Annotated in this window: 16 protein-coding genes; 13 read left to right on the top strand and 3 right to left on the bottom strand. The window is 38.7% G+C overall.

The window, feature by feature from the left end; genetic code table 11:
* Nucleotides 1-9: 9 nt before the first annotated feature.
* Together I6N95_RS21370 and I6N95_RS21365 are read left to right on the top strand one after the other, a co-directional pair.
* Nucleotides 10-861, top strand: a complete 852-nt coding sequence (locus I6N95_RS21370) for an aldo/keto reductase (RefSeq protein ID WP_209531389.1) — start codon at nt 10-12, stop codon at nt 859-861.
* 37 nt (nt 862-898) lie between these two features.
* Nucleotides 899-1,297, top strand: coding sequence for a hypothetical protein (locus tag I6N95_RS21365; RefSeq protein WP_209531388.1), 399 nt, complete (start codon nt 899-901; stop codon nt 1,295-1,297).
* A 102-nt stretch (nt 1,298-1,399) separates the two neighbouring features.
* Here the strand turns inward: I6N95_RS21365 and I6N95_RS21360 are convergent, their stop codons facing one another.
* Both I6N95_RS21360 and I6N95_RS21355 read right to left on the bottom strand, forming a co-directional pair.
* A complete protein-coding gene (locus I6N95_RS21360) occupies nt 1,400-2,611 on the bottom strand; it encodes a chloride channel protein (RefSeq protein ID WP_209531387.1) in 1,212 nt (403 codons plus the stop codon).
* A gap of 291 nt (nt 2,612-2,902) precedes the next feature.
* Nucleotides 2,903-3,478, bottom strand: coding sequence for a helix-turn-helix domain-containing protein (locus tag I6N95_RS21355; RefSeq protein ID WP_209531386.1), 576 nt, complete (start codon nt 3,476-3,478; stop codon nt 2,903-2,905).
* A 435-nt stretch (nt 3,479-3,913) separates the two neighbouring features.
* Here I6N95_RS21355 and I6N95_RS21350 point away from each other — a divergent pair, with 435 nt between their 5' ends.
* From I6N95_RS21350 to I6N95_RS21300, 11 genes are all read left to right on the top strand, one after another.
* Entirely contained in the window at nt 3,914-4,270 is a 357-nt protein-coding gene (locus I6N95_RS21350; protein WP_209531385.1) for an ArsR/SmtB family transcription factor, read from the top strand.
* Nucleotides 4,271-4,286: 16 nt separating this feature from the next.
* On the top strand, nt 4,287-6,383 hold the full coding sequence (locus I6N95_RS21345; RefSeq protein ID WP_209531384.1) for a heavy metal translocating P-type ATPase: 2,097 nt from the start codon (nt 4,287-4,289) through the stop codon (nt 6,381-6,383).
* Nucleotides 6,384-6,911: 528 nt separating this feature from the next.
* The gene (locus I6N95_RS21340) at nt 6,912-7,940 is read left to right on the top strand and encodes a hypothetical protein (protein WP_209531383.1); all 1,029 of its coding nucleotides are present in this window, start codon (nt 6,912-6,914) and stop codon (nt 7,938-7,940) included.
* Nucleotides 7,941-7,956: 16 nt separating this feature from the next.
* Complete coding sequence (locus I6N95_RS21335; RefSeq protein ID WP_209531429.1) at nt 7,957-8,910, top strand: NAD(P)-dependent oxidoreductase; 954 nt, start codon at nt 7,957-7,959, stop codon at nt 8,908-8,910.
* A gap of 24 nt (nt 8,911-8,934) precedes the next feature.
* Nucleotides 8,935-10,398: a PTS galactitol transporter subunit IIC gene (locus tag I6N95_RS21330; protein WP_209531428.1), complete on the top strand. Its 1,464-nt coding sequence runs from the start codon at nt 8,935-8,937 to the stop codon at nt 10,396-10,398.
* A 3-nt stretch (nt 10,399-10,401) separates the two neighbouring features.
* Nucleotides 10,402-11,382, top strand: coding sequence for an amidohydrolase family protein (locus I6N95_RS21325; RefSeq protein WP_209531382.1), 981 nt, complete (start codon nt 10,402-10,404; stop codon nt 11,380-11,382).
* Nucleotides 11,383-11,396: 14 nt separating this feature from the next.
* The gene (locus I6N95_RS21320; protein ID WP_209531381.1) at nt 11,397-12,944 is read left to right on the top strand and encodes an FGGY-family carbohydrate kinase; all 1,548 of its coding nucleotides are present in this window, start codon (nt 11,397-11,399) and stop codon (nt 12,942-12,944) included.
* A 2-nt stretch (nt 12,945-12,946) separates the two neighbouring features.
* Nucleotides 12,947-13,825, top strand: coding sequence for an L-ribulose-5-phosphate 3-epimerase (locus tag I6N95_RS21315; RefSeq protein ID WP_209531380.1), 879 nt, complete (start codon nt 12,947-12,949; stop codon nt 13,823-13,825).
* Entirely contained in the window at nt 13,810-14,517 is a 708-nt protein-coding gene (locus I6N95_RS21310; protein WP_209531379.1) for an L-ribulose-5-phosphate 4-epimerase, read from the top strand. The genes I6N95_RS21315 and I6N95_RS21310 overlap by 16 nt, the downstream gene beginning before the upstream one ends.
* A 9-nt stretch (nt 14,518-14,526) precedes the next feature.
* A complete protein-coding gene (locus I6N95_RS21305; protein ID WP_209531378.1) occupies nt 14,527-15,273 on the top strand; it encodes a sugar phosphate isomerase/epimerase family protein in 747 nt (248 codons plus the stop codon).
* Complete coding sequence (locus tag I6N95_RS21300) at nt 15,263-16,258, top strand: LacI family DNA-binding transcriptional regulator (protein ID WP_209531377.1); 996 nt, start codon at nt 15,263-15,265, stop codon at nt 16,256-16,258. The genes I6N95_RS21305 and I6N95_RS21300 overlap by 11 nt, the downstream gene beginning before the upstream one ends.
* Before the next feature lie 223 nt (nt 16,259-16,481).
* Here the strand turns inward: I6N95_RS21300 and I6N95_RS21295 are convergent, their stop codons facing one another.
* Nucleotides 16,482-16,847 (bottom strand): winged helix-turn-helix transcriptional regulator, encoded by a 366-nt coding sequence (locus I6N95_RS21295; RefSeq protein ID WP_209531376.1) that lies wholly within the window; start codon nt 16,845-16,847, stop codon nt 16,482-16,484.
* Nucleotides 16,848-16,940 lie beyond the last annotated feature (93 nt).

Genomic DNA, 16,940 nt, shown 5'->3' with positions numbered 1-16,940 from the left:
GGAATAAATATGCAAACAGTGGAACTAAACAACGGAGTAGAAATACCAATTTTAGGGTTTGGAACGTTTCAAATTACTGACGCAAAGGAAGCCGAAGAAGCAGTTGTGAAAGCTATTCAAGTAGGGTATCGTCACATTGATACTGCACAGTCGTACCAAAATGAAGAAGCTGTAGGAAAGGGGATTGCCAAATCAGGTGTTCCAAGAGAGGAACTGTTCATTACAACCAAAATTTGGGTAGAAAATGTCTCCTATGATGGCGTAAAAACGTCATTCCAAGAGTCTTTGGATCGATTAGGTTTGGCGTATGTCGACTTACTTTTGATCCACCAGCCTTACAATGATGTGTATGGCGCATGGCGGGCAATGGAGGAGCTACAAGCCGCAGGAAAAATCCGTGCAATTGGCGTCTCCAATTTTGCTGTAGATCGAGCCGTTGATTTAGCTGAATTTAACAAAGTGACACCTCAAGTGAACCAAATAGAAATCAATCCCTTCCAACAGCAAATAGCCAATATTGCCGCTTTAAAAGAAGAAGGAATCATGCCAGAAGCGTGGGCACCTTTTGCAGAGGGAAAAAATGATATTTTTCAAAATGAGGTGTTAACAGAAATTGGGAAAAAATATCATAAATCTGTTGCCCAGGTGATTGTTCGCTGGTTGGTTGAACAAGAGATTATTGTGTTAGCTAAATCTGTAAATCCAGAGCGAATGGCTGAAAATATCGATGTTTTCGATTTTTCATTAACTGATGAAGACAAAGCGCAAATTGCCAAGTTAAATGTCGGCGAAAGTCAATTTTTCTCACATTCTGACCCTCAAATGATCAAATGGATGGCAAGCCGTCGAATAGATAGTTAATATGCTGTACATAGTAAAGGAAATGAAGGAAGCGGCCATGAGTAGAGAATTTGATGTTAAGTTATATTTGATTATGGGGGACGTTACGTCAGAGATTGAAGTCAATGAAGACATCAAAAAAATTACTGCAAAAGAGCCGCTTTCTTTTCCGTTGTATTTTCAAAAAAGTATCGACAAAAACTGGTATTTTTCTGAGCCTGTTGATTTAGTGATCACAGGTCCCTTCAAAGAGTACTCAACCGAAGGCGATATTAGCTATTTTCCGGCGTTTAACTCTATCGGGATAATGCTAAAAGATGAAGAAATGCCATTAGGTATTAGCCGCTATAAGCTCGGAAAAATTAGCCATAGTTTAGGTAAATTACAACAATTGAACAATCAGGAGACGGCTAATATCGCTATTTACCATCGTGAAAGAGGCGAGAATCTACGCTGATCGTCCAAAAAAGTAAGGTAGGCCGCATTAAAGGGTCATCTGTGCTCTTTTGGGGAAAGAAGAATCTCTCTATATTTACAAAAAGAAAGCAAATCGGTAAGATCACTCGATTTGCTTTCTTTTATTTTGAATCACCTGTAGTAATAGGCCAGTCAGTAAGGTAACTGGTAAAATTTGAACAGGAAAAAATAAGGAGATAAAAATAGCCACACCAAGTGGTGAGTTTAGAATGGACCCAGCCATCGCAGTGGCAACTGTTGCCACAATAAACGTTGTATCAACGTTAGGTAACAGTTGTGATGTGCCGAAGCCGAGTATAATTGCTGAAAAGACGATGGGAAAAATATCCCCACCAATCCAGCCAGTATGTAAGCAAATTTGCAAAAAGATTAGCTTTAAACTGACAACTAGTAATAGCTGTAAGACAGAAAATTGACCAAACTCAGTCGGAACGGTTCCCAACGTTACTTGTCCTGAAAAGAGTAAATTGGGTGTAAATGTGCCAATGATGAAAATCGCCAGAGAACCGAGTAAGGCTTTTTTGATCGGCTGATCGGGCCAAAAAGACAGCCAAGTCGCCATCTTTTTTTGGAAGAGATGGTATAGCTTACCAGCTAAGATTCCCAAAACAATTAAAGGGAAAAATAACCATAAATCAGTTAGTTGCCACTGAGTCTGACCCATGTTACTGATAAAAGAAGGCTGATTCGTTCGTTTCATTAAACTAATAAAAGCCAATAGCCCATTGATAATAAATAAGAAAATGATGAACTTCTTTATTAAAACTAACTTTTTGTTGGCAAAGTTAGGGTCATAAGTTGATAAATAGCGCGTTGGATGGAGCATGTGCTTCAGTCGCTGCAGTGGACGTAGCGCGACAAAACTTTCTTGATGATAAACGAGATACCTGAGTTTGTCAGCTTGCCAAACAGATAGCATCACGATCGCACCTAGTAAGGCGGCCTCAGGTCCGACACCAGCACCGAAGATTAAAATCAGTAAAGCAACGGTTAAGCTTTTAAAAACAGGTCGGTAATTAACCGTCTGTTGTGCCTTTAACTGGTGAATAATCTGGTGGGCGGTTTGTGGGTAGTCGCCCCAGCGTGCCCGCAAGCTACCTACGATTAAACCGCCAAGTAGACAATACAATAAGATGATGAACGGCTTGAAGGTCTGGTTATTTAAAAGAAGATGCCATAAATGATGTGACACATTGCTTTCTAAATAGATGAAGCTAAAGGAAATTGCACCAATCAGGGTGCTCAAAAAGATGCCATAAATAGCAATGCGAATGCTCAAAGCTAGTTTGCTCATGTGTTTTATCCTCCTCTGTGTCTGTTAAGAATCATAAAATCACGTCACTAGATTATATCATAGCTAGAACTTATTATAAACGCCCTCATAGGCAAATTGAAAGAAGGATGGCCGATAAACATTGTTTTTAGTAAATTGGTGGACAGTTTGGGATAGAAGTAAGAGCTATTTTTTAGCTTTAGTTAGTCGCAAAGGTTCTTTCGCAATATTAGTTTTAAACCATAAAAAAGCCAGTCGGGTTTGACTGGCTCGTGAGTGTAAATCTAGAGCAACAATTTTTGTCAGCGATGGTTAAGAAAGCCAGCTCCACAGGAAAGCACTCAGTGCAGTAATGACTCCTACTATTAGTGAAAAAGTGACAACAATTTTTACTTTATTCCAGAAGTCTCTTTTTTTGTCTCGTGTTCGCCTGATATCATCGATATCTTTGCCTTCGGTAAAAGCAATAATTTCAGCATAAGTCTTGATATCTTTCGCTTTTTTTATCTTTTCTAATTTTAAGGCGGCGATCATCGAAATCCCCCAAAAAATCATCGGAATGATAAAGCCATACCATCCCCAAAGAACTATTAAGGGACCGAGAGAGACGGACATTAGCCCGATAAATATGAGCATAATCCAAGATAGTTTATTCATCTTTTCAACATCAATGTTTTTTTTCATTATTTCAAGATCTCCTTTGACTAGTTCATCTAAGGTAACATCAAAAAGAGCACTTAGGGCAATCAAATTGTGGATATCGGGGTAAGTGTGATCGTTCTCCCACTTAGAAATTGTTTGGCGCGTCACATAAATTTTTTCTGCTAGAGCTTCTTGGGAAAAACCATCTCTTTCACGATAAAGTTTCAATTGCTTACTAAAGTTCATTTTGCTGCCTCCTAAATCTAGATTAAGTGATAGTGACAAGTTTTGTCTGTCTATATGAGTGTACACATGAAGTAAAGTGAATGTATACATGTGGTTACGGGTGAAAAAAAACTGATATATCGGGATTGAGCCATCTGAATGTTCATCTCACACTAGAAATGAAAGATGGAAATCAGGTCAATTAATATGAGGTAAATGGTTGCAAATCTGGTTGCAAAAGGTGATTAATTGACCTGATTTTATTGTAACATGATTTAGGTTTACTAAAAAAATGATAACGTTTTACTTTTATTGAGGATCTCCAATTTCAATGAGAAGGTATGTTAGGCATGGTGATTAATCACGTTATTGGTGTGTAGTCGATGAGAACATTGACATATTAGAGTAAAAGGCTCATAATACAGTTGAATGATTACTCAACTATGGGGTGGAAAGATGAATAAGCAAGAAGTAATATGTGACTGTGAAATCATCCATGAGGAGATTGTAGAAAAGGTCAAAAAGGCTATGCCTGAAAAGCAAGTAATGGTTGATCTATCTAACCTATATAAGATCTTTGCAGATAAAACTAGATTAGAAATACTCCATGCGCTATACGAAAGTGAAATGTGCGTCTGTGATTTAGCGGTTCTATTGAACATGACGAAATCGGCAATTTCTCATCAATTAAAAACATTAAGACTTGCCAATTTGGTAAAGAATCGACGAGAGGGAAAGATTGTCTACTATTCTTTGATTGACAACCATGTTTCTGCCATTTTTGAACAAAGTCTCAAACAGATAATAGAGTAAGTCTGGAGGTAATGATATGAAAAAAGAGTATATCTTAGAGGGCTTAACCTGTGCCAATTGTGCAGGTAAGATAGAACGGGATGTTAAAAAAATAACTGGTGTTGAGAATGTGACATTAAATTTAATGACGACAACATTAGCATTAGACAAAAAAGATGATAACGGGCTTGATATGGCGATTGAAGAGATCGTTCATAAGTATGAGCCAGATGTGGCTGTATTTTCTAAAAACACCTATCAAGAAGGACCAACAAGTCGTCTTAAGGATAATCGGATTTTATTTCAATTGATTTTTGGAGCCGTGTTTTTTATCATTGCCGTGCTTGTTAATCGGCAAGCAAGTGTTAGTGATGGGATAAAACTAGCGATTTTTATTCTTAGTTACGCCATTCTCGGCGGAAACGTCTTACTAAAAGCCATTCGTAATATTTTTAAAGGACAGGTGTTTGACGAGAATTTTTTAATGAGTATCGCAACAGTTGGTGCATTTCTGATTGGTGATTTTGCAGAGGCGGTGGCAGTGATGCTGTTCTATCAAATTGGTGAGTTGTTTCAAGATACCGCCGTGAAACGTTCGAAAAAATCAATCACTGAGTTAATGGATATTCGACCAGATTATGCTAACGTAAAAGTAGGCAACCAGTTGAATAAAGTGAAGCCTGAAACGTTAAAAATAGGTGATATTATTGTGGTCAAGGCCGGTGAAAAGGTCTCTCTTGATGGAGTGGTCATCGAAGGTGAGTCTCTGTTAGACACAAAAGCGTTAACAGGTGAATCTGTCCCCCGAAAAGTTAAAGCTGGAGATAATGTATTATCTGGTTGTATCAATCAAAATGGCGTTTTAACGATTGAAGTCACCAAAACATTTGGTGACTCGACGGTGGCCAAAATCATTGACCTTGTTGAGAATGCTAGTAGCAAAAAAGCGCCAACTGAAAAGTTTATTACCAAATTTTCAAGATACTATACACCAGTTGTGGTTATTGGGGCCACACTATTGGCAGTAATTCCACCGCTATTTTTAGGCGGGGAGTGGTCTGATTGGCTCAATAGAGGATTAATCTTTTTGGTGATTTCCTGTCCATGTGCTTTAGTTGTTTCAATTCCTTTAGGTTTTTTTGGCGGTATTGGTGGAGCGTCTAAACACGGAATTTTAGTAAAAGGCAGTCATTATCTTGAAGCGCTGAACAATGTGGACACGATTGTCTTTGATAAAACAGGAACTTTAACCGAAGGGGTATTTGAGGTTACATCCATTCAGACAAGGGATGGTTTTACAGATGAACAGTTAATCGAATATGCTGCAAAAGCGGAGGCTCTATCCAATCATCCAATTGCAATGTCTATTAAGAAGGCCTATGGTAAGGAGATAGATCACAACATACTTGACGCTTATGAAGAAATTTCAGGCCATGGCATTAGTGTGAACGTTGATGGGAAGACGGTCTTAGCTGGAAATGAGAAACTGTTACAGAAACATCATGTTGCGTATCTTCCCAACGAGGAAACAGGAACTGTTGTTTATATTGCCGTGGATAAAGTATTTGCTGGTGTTATTGTTATTTCAGATAAAATTAAAAAAGATAGTGTTGAAGCCATTCAGTTGCTTAAAAGTAAAGGAATACAAAAAACAGTCATGTTAACAGGTGATAATAAAGTAATCGCTGAAAGAATTGCCAAAGAGTTGTCACTCGATGAGGTTTATTCGGAGTTACTGCCAGCAGATAAAGTTGCTATCGTCGAAAAACTAGAGGCTGAGGAAGTAGGAAATGGCAAACTAGCATTTGTTGGTGATGGAATTAATGATGCACCTGTATTAGCAAGAGCGGATATCGGCATTGCAATGGGTGGTCTAGGATCAGATGCAGCAATTGAAGCAGCTGATATTGTTTTAATGACAGATGAACCATCAAAATTAGCCAAAGCGATTGATATTGCAGGATTTACCAAGATGATCGTGTGGCAAAACATTGTATTTGCGTTAGGCATTAAAGCGATCTTTTTAACACTAGGGGCTTTTGGAATTGCCACCATGTGGGAAGCTGTTTTTGCAGATGTTGGGGTTTCGGTGTTAGCGATTTTGAATGCGACCCGGGTCATCAGATATAAATAGTATTGAGAGAAGCAGGCACTGTGATAATAGTGCCTGTTTTTTAGCATGCAGATTAAACTTCTATTTTTTTCAAGAGGTTATAAGTTATATGATAATTATCAGTTTTTATGTGGTCTCTGAGAGGTTGATATAGCCTTATTAGTTTGAATAAATCCTAGTTATCAAGAAAATGATTGTGTCTTAAATTAGAAGCAATCTTTCTCTCACTTTTGCGCTAATAAACAAATAGTGAACCAGTTCTTGCTAGAGGCATAGAATAACTGTTTTTTTGTTATTTATCTTGCGAGATTTTTCACATCATTAAAATGTAATGTATTTGTAATATTTTTAATAATAATGTAGTTTCTAAAACGTTTTAGATGAAATTTTTGATCAATTGCTTTTATTAATGGCGAAATTTGATGTTAATTACTGTATCGCTTTAGTTAATGAAGTCTTGATACAGAGCGATTTCCCCCTCTTGTGTCAGATTTTAGAGGTGTGTATAATGTGAAAGGTAAAGCGCTTACGGAATAATCAAAAAGAAAGTTGGGAGCTACTATCAAAAAAATATTTAGTGATGATGTGCCATTAGTTTATTCGCTTTTACATTTGCAAGCAGGGAATGAGGACTATCTCGTTGCTGCATCGGAAGAAGAAAATGGTTCGGCTTATGCTTATAATCTTAACAAAAATTATGAGAAGCAAGCAATTTGGCAAAATATCGGCGGTACGATGACAATGGTACAAGTTTCAGATTCCTTGGATTTTTTAGCCACGCAACGGTTTTTCCCAGGGTTTAATGCAGCTAGTTGTGAATTAGTCAAACTCAGTTTTGATGGCACTGGTTGGAATCAAACAAAAATCATGGATTTTCCTTATTTACATCGATTTGATTTGATTGAAGGACCTGACAAAATGTATTTTATTGGCGCAACGATTACTGAACATAAAGAATTTTCGGATGATTGGCGAACTCCAGGTCAGATCTATGTCGGAGAATACCGGCAAGAAACAAATGAATTAATTGGGTTAACCAGACTCGATGAACCACTTGTGAAAAATCATGGTTACTGTGCTTTTAGCGAAAAAGGGTATTCTTTTGTCACATCGGAGGAAGGCGTATTTTGTCTAAGATACCCTTCAGCAGAAAGTGACTGGCAGTTAACAAAAGTCTATGACTTACCGGTATCAGATATTGCCGCAATTGATACAGATGATGACGGTAAATTCAATTATTATTTAGTGATTAATAACTTTCACGGTCAAACGTTAACCATCTTAAACGATCGTTTTCAAGCGATTAAAGAAATTTCGGGAAAATTTCCTTTTGCTCACTCTATTTGGGGAGGGGTGTTTAATGGAGAGGCCTGTTTCGTTTTTGGTAATCGTGAGGGGAAACAAGATTATTATTTGTTAAAGGTAAGGGAAGAATTTGGGGAAGTTCAAGTTGAGCTGGTAAAAATTGATGAACAAGTCGGATCGACTAATACCACTGTGTTTCAGAAAAATCAACAGGATCTTCTTGTGTCAGCCAATCGTGAAATCAATCAAGTTGCCATTTATGTAGAATCTTAATTTATTTAAGGAGAGGATTAGAATGAAAAAAGTGTTAGTGACAGGAATTGTGTCAAAAGCTGGTTTAGCAGAACTGGAAAAAAAATGCGAGGTGACCTATTCAGAGATTCCTTTTAAACGATCGTGGGTTTTGGAACATTTATCTGAATATGATGGGGTTATTTTAATGGGCATGACAGCTGATAAAGAATTTATTGAAGCAGGGAAAAATTTAGCCATTATTTCGGTTAATGGCGTCGGATTTGATCATGTCGATTTGACTGCAGCCGCAGAACAAGGGATTACGGTGTCAAACTCTCCTCAATCGGTTAGAGTGGCGACGGCGGAATTGACATTTAGTTTGATTTTGGCTGCTGCGAAAAGGCTTCATGAATACGATTCGATTGTCCGGAGTGGCAGCTGGGTTGATGTCAGTGAGGAAAGATATCAAGGATTGACTCTGGATCAAAAAACGCTTGGTGTGTATGGCTTTGGTCGTATTGGTCAAACTGTTGCAAAGTATGCTGACGCTTTTGGCATGAAGATTATTTATCACGATCATGTTAAATTGCCAGAAAAAGTTGAGAAAGCGACTAATGCTACCTACGTTGAGTTTGATACTATGTTGTCAGAAGCCGATGTTATCACCATTCATGCGCCGTTACTTGAGTCTACCCGAGGAATTTTTAATGAAGAGACATTTAAAAAGATGAAATCTTCAGCTTATTTGGTCAATGCTGCTCGGGGGCCAATCGTGTCAGAAGCAGCCTTAGTATCAGCTCTGAAACATCACGAGATTGCCGGGGCTGGCTTAGATGTTTTTGAGAATGAGCCAAGGGTCAGTGAAGCTTTACGGACATTGCCAACGGTTATCATGGCGCCACATGCTGGAACAGGTACGGTTGCTGGGCGGCAAGAAATTGCAACGGAAGCGGCTGCTAATATTATCTCGTTTTTTGAAGGTAAGCCAGTCAACGTCGTAAGTCATTAAAAGGGGGAGATAAGTGTGGAAAATATCTTAGAGGTTATTAATAATATCCAAGCAACATTTGGCGCCGCCATTGTTGTGCCAATTATGATTTTCATCGTTGCGTTAATCATGAAAGTTAAAGTAAATAAGGCGATGATGAGTGCTTTTTATGCGGGGATTGGCTTAACTGGATTTGGTTGGGTAATTGGTTCCTTTTTGCCAACTGCCACAAGTGTTATTTCGAAATTAGTTGATAGTACAGGAATTAATTTGCCGATTTTTGATAATGGATGGCAGGCTGGCTCAGTTGCGGCTTTTGGGTCAACAGTAGGACTTGCATTCTTCGTTATTGCCTTGATTTTACAAGTCGTATTATTTACGTTTAAAATCACCAAAATTTTTGCGCCTGCCAATTTGTGGAATAATTTTGGTTTTATGATTTGGGGGTCAGTTGCCTATGTTGCAACAGGTAGCTGGTGGTTGTCCATTGCCCTGATGACCTTTATGCTGTTGTATTCATTGGTTATTTCGGAAATGTTGGCTGATAGCTGGTCAGCCTATTATGGGGTGCCGAATGCGACAATTAATTCACTGCATAATACTGAAATGTTTATTCCGGCGATTATTTTAGACCCGATATGGAATTTATTAGGTGTTAATAAAGTTAAAATGACGCCAGAAGCATTTAAAAAGAAATTAGGCGTTTTTGGTGAACCAGCCACGTTAGGTGCTTTACTAGGCTTTATTATTGGCTTTTTAGCGAACATCAAAGAATTAAATCAACTTTCGGCTTGGGGCTCTATTTTAAACTTTTCGATTTCTTTAGCGGCGGTGATGACAATCTTTCCATTAATTACTGGTGTTTTCGCCAAAGCCTTTGTTCCATTAGCAGAAGCCATGAAAATCGAAGAGTCAGATGAATTAGATGAAACGGAGTCGAGATTTAGTCCCAAACGGTGGTTTATTGGTGTTGACGATGGAGTTGGTTTCGGTGAACCAGCGACTATTATTGCTGGGACTATTTTGATTCCGATTATGGTAATTATTGCCTTTATTTTGCCAGGTAATCGGACAATGCCAGTAGTCGATCTGATTGCGTTACCTTTTATGATTCAACCCTTTATCGCTCTATCTCGTGGAAATATGCTAAAGGCTATCTTAAACGGGATGGTTTGGTTTAGTTTAGGTTTGTATATCGCCTCCCCAATTGCAGAGTGGTATACCCAAGCCGTGGCCCAGTATGGTCCAGCTTTGCCAACGGGCGTCGTCTTGATTACGAGTTTTAACCTAATTGCTCGTCCGTTGAACGGTTTGATTTTCTTAGCTTTTGTTTCACAAAATCCATTGTTTATCGGGGCAGTTGTTATCATTTATCTGGCTAGTTTAGTGTTGTTACGGACGAAACGGGCGTCAATTTGGAAATATTTAATTGCAATGGCCGATAAAAATACCGGCTATGTGAATGAAAGTCATGACAAAATCTTTTTAAATAGTGAAAGTGAGGAATAACCAATGAAGAAGATTGATGCACATTTACACTTAGTTAACACGATTTCAGGCTTTAACGGTAATGGTCGCTTAAATATGCTGGGAAATGGCGATGCGATTTGGGATGACGGTACACTTATTCATTTACTTCCAGATGATTACGGTCAAACGGATTTTACAGCGGAAGCAGTCATTCGATTGATGGATCAAGAGGGAATTGAAAAAGCTGTCGTCTTACAAGGAAGCCTTAATGGTTATCAAAATTATTATACGTGGCAGTCTATTAAAAAGTATCCTGATCGGTTTATTGGGGCTTTTTCAGTAGATATTTTTGCTAAAAATTATTTGGAAATTGTGCGTCGCCATGTGGAAGATTTAGGCTTTAGAGCCTTAAAGCTAGAAATTAGCGAAGGTGGTGGTTTACACGGTTACCATGGCACGACACCGTTCAAACTGGATAGGGATTCTCGAGTCTCACAAATTTTAGCATTTATTTCTGATTATCCTGGTTTTGTTTTAACAGTTGACTACGGCAACTATGACCAAATTAGTTATCAACCTGAAGCGATGGCTCATTTAGCTAAACGTTATCCTCACTTAAATTTTGTGGTTTGTCATCTATCTTTTCCTCATGTGGCACACTTGGAACGATTAAGAGCGGCGTTGGAACAGTGGCAAGGGATTACTAATTTATATTCGGATATTTCTGCCATTCAAGACATCGATGGTGAGACAGTTTACCCTTTCGAAAAATCTCAAGCAGTGGTGCGTTTAGCTAAAGAAATAATCGGGGCAGATCATTTGCTATGGGGAACCGATGCTCCTTGGTCAGCAACGTTTAATAGTTATCACCATTTGGCAACTTGGCTGGAACAAACGGATATCTTTACTGAGCAAGAATTAGCAGATGTTTTTTATCACAATGCGCAAAAAGTTTATTTTAATCAAGAGGCAGTGACTTCTATCGCCGAGGCAGAAGATCCTGTAATGAAAAATAGAGCATAAGGACAGTGTTGATCATGAATGAAAAAACTCTTTTTTTAACAATTGATTCTGGTGGGACGAAAACCAAGGTGGTAATTCATGATATAACGGGGAAACAGTTAGCTGTTTCCTCCTTTCCAACGAAAGGAGTGGAAGTGAAACGGGGATTTCGTGAAATTGACTTGCATGAATTTTGGGAAGCGATCCAACAAGGGATTCTTGAGGCTGTGGAACAGGAATCCTTAGATCCAACGAGAATCATAGCGATTTCAGTTGTGGGGCATGGTAAAGGACTGTATCCACTGAATCAACAAGGAAACATTTTTACGCAAGGGATATTGTCAACTGACGAGCGTGGGGAAGAACTCGCTGAAAAATTTAGTGAAAGAATTGAGGAGCTGTGGCCTTTGACTAATCAATCAATTGTTGGGGCGCAAGCACCAGTACTATTGTATTGGTTGAAGCAGTATGAGCGAAAAACTTACGAAAAAATTGGTTGGTTTTTATCTTCGAAAGATTTTATTCGCTATCAATTAACAGGCTCTTTAAAACAAGAAAGAGGGGATGCGTCTGGCAATAATTTAGTTAATTTTCAGACGAAAGAATATGATGATCGTATTCTTGAATTCTTTGACATTACTGAAATGAAAAGCTGTTTACCACCGTTAATTGATGCTACTGACCATCAGGCCACAGTTTCTGAAGAAGTTGCTAAACGGACCGGAATTCCTGAAGGGACACCTGTCTTAGGTGGTTTGTTTGACATTCAGGCTTGCACATTGGCGACAGGTGTTCTGAACTCGGCTAGTTTTAGTTTGATCGCTGGTACTTGGAGTATTAATGTTTACCCCAGTGCTAAGCCAATTATGCCAAGTAGTCAGTTAATGATGTCGTTATTGCCCAGCTTTTTTAACGAATATGGTTATTTGATTGAGGCTTCTAGTGCTACTTCAGCAGGTAACTTGGAGCTGATGATTGATATCCTGTTGTCCGATGAGAAACAACGGGCGCTTGAGAACCATAAGACGATCTATGATGATCTGGAGGAATTGCTTGCTAACACCTCTCCCGACTTTGCTAAAATGTATTATTTGCCTTTCCTTTATGGCTCTAACGGTGGTCAAGGGGCCAAGGCTAGCTTCATTGGTCTAAGTAGTACTAGTTCCAAAAGTGAGATGATCAAAGCCGTTTACGAAGGGATTGTTTTTGGACATAAACAACACGTGGAGCAATTAATCGCCACAGGTAAGCTGCCAGAGGTGATTCGATTATCTGGTGGAGCGGCCAATTCAGCTCAATGGGCTCAGTTATTTGCGGATATTATCAACATACCAGTCGAAACAGTGGAAGGAACTGAGCTGGGGGCCTTAGGGGGCATGATCTTAGCTGTCTATGCTTTAGGGAATGAGTCAGAGATAGCCACAGTAATGGCTCAGACTATGAGGATTAAAAAGAGGTTCGAGCCTAGAGCGAGTTTCCGGGACATTTACCAGAAAAAGTATCGACTATACAAGAAAATAATTTATTCCCATATGACAATCTGGGATGACCTAAACAAGATAAATAGAGAAATGGAGGGGTGAAGGTGGCAGAAATCGGCATTTATGAAAAAGCACTACCTAAAGCATTATCTTGGCTTGAAAAGTTAACCTTAGTAAAAGAGCTTGGGTTTGATTTTTTAGAGTTTTCAATTGATGAATCAGCTGAACGACTGGCGCGATTGTCATGGACGGCAGCTGAAATAGCCGAAGTTCGTTGGGCTGTTGAACAGACAGGAATTCCTTTGCGAACATTGATGTTGTCTGCTCATCGCCGCTATCCCTTGGGAGCGCAAAAATTAGCGATTCAAAAAAAATCTTTGGAAATAGGGAAACAAGCCATCAATCTTTGCGAAAAACTGGGTATTCGGCACATTCAATTAGCAGGTTATGATGTTTTTTATGAAGAAAAAAGTGTCAAAACACGAGAAGCTTTTATGATGAATTTGGCAACGCTGGTGAAATATGCGGCAACTAAAGATGTCATGCTAGATTTGGAGACAATGGATGATCCGTTTATAAATAGCTTAGAAAAAATTTACCAAATTAAACGGCGAATTAAATCACCTTGGTTACAAGCCTATCCTGATTTGGGGAATTTATCAGCTTGGTCACCCGAAAATGTGGCGACGGATATTGAGCAACATGTGGACTTGATTACCCACGTTCATTTGAAAGATAGTTTTGCTGTCACAGCTGATTATCCAGGCAAATTTAAAGATGTGCCCTTTGGTTCAGGTGTGGTTGATTTTGATGGGTTGTTCCAATTGTTAACGAATCTTGATTATGATGGCTGTTATACTATTGAAATGTGGTCAGAAGAAGATGATGAACCATTGGAACGAATTCGAGAAGCACAGGCGTTTTTTTCGCCATTGTTTGAGAAATATCAGATACGGGGGAATAAAAGATGTTGGAGTCATTAAAAGAACAAGTTTATGCAGCGAATATGGCCCTTTTTGACAGCCAGTTAGTAACATTAACGTGGGGGAATGTCAGTGGAATTGATCCAACGACCAATCATGTGGTGATTAAGCCTAGTGGTGTGCCTTATGAGAAATTGCAACCATCTGATATGGTAGTAGTCGACCTTTCTGGGAAGGTCATTGAAGGGGAATTAAATCCGTCCAGTGATACGCCAACCCATGTTTTTCTATATCGTCAGTGGCAGGACATTGGCGGCATCGTTCATACTCATTCTAAATGGGCGGTATCCTTTGCTCAGGCAGGTCTTAGCATTCCCGTTTATGGGACCACTCATGCGGATACCTTTTATGGAGAGGTACCTGTTGCTCGCTCGTTAACTCAAAACGAGGTTGAAACGGCCTACGAGCTCAACACAGGAAAAACGATTGTTGAGAATTTTGAAGACGAAGCTAGGGATCACCTAGCCGTTCCTGGTATTTTAACTAATGATCATGGACCATTCACTTGGGGACAAGATGCCATGGCTGCAGTTAACCATGCGATTGCGCTAGAAGCCATTGCCGAAATGGCTTATCGTACACAAATGTTAAATGGAGGAGATAATCAACTTCCTTCTTTTTTATTGGATAAGCATTATTATAGAAAACACGGTGAGAATGCTTACTATGGCCAACGACGCCACTCAGTTTAGGTGAGTCAGATGAGAAGACTTGGCATAAATACCATCGCATTTAAAGAAGCCCTTTCTCAGGGGCGAAAGCAAGTTGAATTAATCCCACTGATTGCGGCATTAGGTGTCGAAGTTGTGGAAATTAGACGGGAATTTTTAGCTGAAAGCTGTCTTGAAGGTGAATTGAGCGACTTAGCAATAGCGGCAAATAGTCGTGATCTTACGTTGTTTTACAGTATTAATGATGAAATGTTTCAAGCAGGGAGACTTAATCAGAAGTTAGACGACTATCTAAATGAAGCTGTACTTTTAGGCGCAAAGCGCATTAAGTTTAATTTTGGTAGCCTTCCTGATAAGTTGACTGAGACTTGTCTAGTCGATTTAAAGCGGCTTACTAAGTTTCCCCTTAAGATCAACGTTGAAAATAATCAAACAAGAGAACATTGCCATTTGGAGGACATTAAGCATTTTTTTGATTTTTGTCAGCAAAGGGCGCTTGAAATTGGTTTTTGTTTCGATTTAGCGAATTGGCTTTGGACGGGAACGTCAGTGACCGAAGCTATTAACCGTTTGGCTCCTTACACCGATTACATTCATTTAAAAAACTATCGCGATGAAGCAGGTGAATTAGTCGTCACCAATTTAGCGGCAGGAGAATTGCCTTGGCAAAGTCTGTTAACTGAATTTAAAGCTAACATTGATCTAACTTTAGAGTATAATGGAACCAAAGAAATGCTAGAGGAGGATCTTCGTTTAATACGAGACGATGAAAAATAAAAAACTTACAATTAAAGATATTGCTAATTTTGCGAATGTGTCAGTTAGTACGGTGTCGAATTATTTAAATGAACGTTTTGATCAGATGAGTGCCGAGACTCGAATTAAAGTGGGAAAGGTTATCGCTCATACCAATTTCTCTCCAAGTTCAGTGGCTAGAGGCCTCGTTAAATCCGATCTTAAATTAATTGGAGTGTCTGTTTCTGATATTGAAAATCCATTCACCTCAATTATTATTTCTGGAATTTCAGAATCAGCTAATAAGCATGATTACGGCTTGCTTTTTGCCAATTCTGCTAATGATAGCCACAAAGAAAATTCAAGCATTTTATCGTTGTTAGATCGAGGGATCTCAGGTCTAATCATCGACCCAGTCGATCCTGATAAGGATGAATATAAAATGTTGGACAAGGGAACAACCATTTTTATTGATCGTAAGCCCAATAGTATTGAGGCACTTACGGTTCAATCTAATAATTTTGATTGTGTCTTTGAATTTGTGTCGGAAATGAAGGGACAAAACTATGACGACATCTACTTTGTTAGTTGGCCGTTAAAAAATATCAGCACGCGAAATGAACGTTATTTAGGTTTTAAGAAAGCCTTAAAACTTCAAAATGATCACTTCTTAATTGAAATACCTGAGGATGATGCAGAGGCAGTTGAGCGAATTAAAGGGATTTTTGCCAAAAAAGAGCAGAAAAAAATTGGCTTTTTTACCATGAATGAACCAGTGTTAGAACATTTTTTGATGATTACAGAACATCTGTCGATGACCTATCCAAGAGACTTTGGGTTAGGCACGTATGAAAACCCGGCTTGGACTCGCATGATACGTCCACGGATTAGTTCCATTGAACAAGATTCGTTTATGATTGGTGTTTTAGCCAGTGAAATTTTGATTGATAAGTTGGAAAATAATACCCAGCGGAATGAACAGACGGTTTATGTTAAAACAACTACACATTATCGCGAATCTTTTTAGTAATGGGATCAAAAAAGTTTGTTTTTATTAGTTTTTGACCTTCAGAGACCTTTATAGAGTAGCCCTTGATAGCAAAGAACACCTTTGTGCTATCAAGGGCTATTTTTGGCTTCTTCGTAAAAATATTGGCCTCAGGGATATGGATAAATAAATTTTCTTACGATGGCCATCAGTTCAGCGAATAATTTCTAAGTGAGACTCGGGGTCATCTTATCATATGAGTTTAGTCATTCTCCACAGGTAAATACGTATCCGCCCACTTAGCTATTTCAAAAAATATTGGCGTTAATGCGTGTCCGCTTTCTGTTAATGAATATTCAACATGGGGAGGAATTTCATTAAATTGTTTTCTAGTAATAATGCCCATCCCTTCTAGGTCTCTTAAAGTTGAGGTTAACATCGTATTGGTAATTTTTGGGATCGCTCTTTGCAATTCGCCAAATCGATAGGCTGGTTTTTTACATAACTCAAAGAGAACCCAAGTGCGCCATTTTCCACTGAATAAATCTAAAGATTTTCTGATTGGGCAATTTTCATTGGCTGGTAAAGCGATGAGTGATTTAATAAATTGTTCCTCTGTCATGTTCATAAGTGTTCCTCCTAGTATGCTTAACAATACTTAGTACACTAATTCTGCGTACTTGTTATCTATTTTGATACTAAGTATAATATTCATACTATC

The organism is Vagococcus allomyrinae, from assembly GCF_017829975.1.
GTDB lineage: Bacteria > Bacillota > Bacilli > Lactobacillales > Vagococcaceae > Vagococcus_D > Vagococcus_D allomyrinae.
Note: the sequence above shows the minus strand (reverse complement) of the source record. Positions and strands in the feature narration are given on the sequence as shown.

Coding starts and splice junctions, on each gene's coding strand:
- I6N95_RS21365 (WP_209531388.1), top strand. CDS start 899: ATGAGTAGAGAATTTGATGTTAAGTTATATTTGATTATGGGGGACGTT.
- I6N95_RS21295 (WP_209531376.1), bottom strand. CDS start 16,847: ATGAACATGACAGAGGAACAATTTATTAAATCACTCATCGCTTTACCA.
- I6N95_RS21305 (WP_209531378.1), top strand. CDS start 14,527: ATGAGAAGACTTGGCATAAATACCATCGCATTTAAAGAAGCCCTTTCT.
- I6N95_RS21360 (WP_209531387.1), bottom strand. CDS start 2,611: ATGAGCAAACTAGCTTTGAGCATTCGCATTGCTATTTATGGCATCTTT.
- I6N95_RS21355 (WP_209531386.1), bottom strand. CDS start 3,478: ATGAACTTTAGTAAGCAATTGAAACTTTATCGTGAAAGAGATGGTTTT.
- I6N95_RS21350 (WP_209531385.1), top strand. CDS start 3,914: ATGAATAAGCAAGAAGTAATATGTGACTGTGAAATCATCCATGAGGAG.
- I6N95_RS21320 (WP_209531381.1), top strand. CDS start 11,397: ATGAATGAAAAAACTCTTTTTTTAACAATTGATTCTGGTGGGACGAAA.
- I6N95_RS21310 (WP_209531379.1), top strand. CDS start 13,810: ATGTTGGAGTCATTAAAAGAACAAGTTTATGCAGCGAATATGGCCCTT.
- I6N95_RS21325 (WP_209531382.1), top strand. CDS start 10,402: ATGAAGAAGATTGATGCACATTTACACTTAGTTAACACGATTTCAGGC.
- I6N95_RS21370 (WP_209531389.1), top strand. CDS start 10: ATGCAAACAGTGGAACTAAACAACGGAGTAGAAATACCAATTTTAGGG.
- I6N95_RS21300 (WP_209531377.1), top strand. CDS start 15,263: ATGAAAAATAAAAAACTTACAATTAAAGATATTGCTAATTTTGCGAAT.
- I6N95_RS21345 (WP_209531384.1), top strand. CDS start 4,287: ATGAAAAAAGAGTATATCTTAGAGGGCTTAACCTGTGCCAATTGTGCA.